Consider the following 1,280-nt stretch of genomic DNA (forward strand, 5'->3'; position numbering starts at 1 on the left):
GGGCTGGGTCAGTTCCCGGTGGAGCATGTGGATGACTTCGCGGAAAAATTGCCCGCACTATGGCGTCAACATGGTGGTGTGTTCATTCCCATGTATCAATCGGAGGCTCTGTGGATAAACTTTTCCGGCGACTACCCCTGCGCTGTCAAGATCGCAGCCGGAAAAATCAATGCGGTTTCTGGCAAAGCCTGGAGCAATGGCCTTTCAGATGACCCGCAGGACTATGCTGTCATCCCGGAACAGCCTTGGCTGGACGGTTTCAACGTCTCGGAAGGCTATATCCGTCAGTTTATCGCCATGCCTTTGGGCGAGGGCTATACCGCCGAAGAGCAGATCACGGGCAAGGCCGAACACGGTGGCCTTCAGTTCATCGTCTATCCGATGAAACATGACGCGTACGTCGAATATTTCGAGCAGACTGTGAAAGAGGATTACTATGAAATGCCAATGCTCAGCCGTTCAGCCTGCGATTCAGCAGCCCCGGATATGGGACTTGCTCCTGGCGGTTTAATGCGGCAAAAAATATATGAAGACGAGTACGGCATCGACGCATGGGACCTGGATAACAGCTATCGGTGTTTCATTCATCTTGCTAACAGCAAGCAATACCAAGCGATCACAGGTCACCAACCGCCACATGAACCGGCATCCACCAAGGATTATACAAGCGCTGGTCTGCCCTGGTTCGATTACTATGATGACAGCAAAGCACTACCCGGCTCTGAAGCCTTGAGTAAACTGACCAGTGTTGCAGCCAAGGGAATTGAGAAAGATAAAGGAGTCCTGCCGGACAACGATCCGGTTTACCCCAAGGCCATCAAGATAGTCAGCAAGGGTAATGTGGTTCGAGATGGGGAATTCTGATCTTTGAAATATTATTCACCCAGTTGAAGGAGGCTGCCCTAAGATGCGCCAGGCGTTTTCCAATGAGTTACAAGCCTATGTAACTCATTGTTTTTATTGGTTAGCCATGAAATTGATGTTCTGAAAACTCCCCGTCCAGCACCTTTTGATCATATTCGCTCTACCAATATCAATTTGCATCATATTTGAGCAGAAGACACAATGAGGGCATCAAAGGAGTCCCTCATGATCCGCGTAAAACTCAAGCAACTTCTCGACGACAAGGTTTTCAAAGAACGCCGCCGCATTACTCTCAACGAAGTAGCCGAGCAGACCGGCATATCCCGCGCCTCATTGACTCGCATAGCCAACAACCCCGGCTACAACAGCAACCTGGAAGCGATTAACGCCCTCTGCGCATACTTCGACTGCCAACC

General features: G+C 50.4%; 2 protein-coding genes. Both read left to right on the forward strand.

What is annotated here, in order from left to right:
* Nucleotides 1–864: hypothetical protein (locus G9Q73_RS01660; protein WP_177418201.1), on the forward strand; the 864-nt coding region annotated here is incomplete at its 5' end.
* A gap of 225 nt (nt 865–1,089) precedes the next feature.
* Nucleotides 1,090–1,280 (forward strand): helix-turn-helix domain-containing protein (locus G9Q73_RS01665; protein ID WP_177421203.1); only part of this gene is annotated, 191 nt, incomplete at its 3' end.

Source organism: endosymbiont of Lamellibrachia barhami (assembly GCF_011947365.2).
Taxonomy (GTDB): Bacteria; Pseudomonadota; Gammaproteobacteria; order Chromatiales; family Chromatiaceae; genus QGON01.